We start from the raw sequence: 252 nt of genomic DNA, 5'->3' as shown, positions 1-252 counted from the left end.
GTTATCCTTGCTGTATCATTATAGGAAAGGATGGCGTTTTTGTATGTCTATTTCTGTATCTGATGAATTAAACCTATTTGCTTGAGAAATTCAAAGCTTCTTATCTCCGAATATCTTACGAGATCTTGCTAGAGATGTTGGTTTTGGACAACGAACCAGTAAATACCAACCAAAAGATTTAGTCGCTTTATGTGTATGGATGAGTCAAAATGTTGCTGAAACCCCTTTAACTCAGTTATGTAGCTGTTTAGA

1 pseudogene is annotated in these 252 nt (G+C 35.3%); it reads left to right on the top strand.

From position 1 onward, the window contains the following. Positions 1–88: 88 nt before the first annotated feature. Positions 89–252 (top strand): annotated as a pseudogene (locus tag KVT11_RS20275) (IS4 family transposase); the annotation flags it as partial.

This window comes from Bacillus sp. GbtcB10 (assembly GCF_019091365.1).
In the GTDB taxonomy this organism is placed as follows: Bacteria; Bacillota; Bacilli; order Bacillales; family Bacillaceae; genus Bacillus; species Bacillus altitudinis.
Note: the sequence above shows the minus strand (reverse complement) of the source record. Positions and strands in the feature narration are given on the sequence as shown.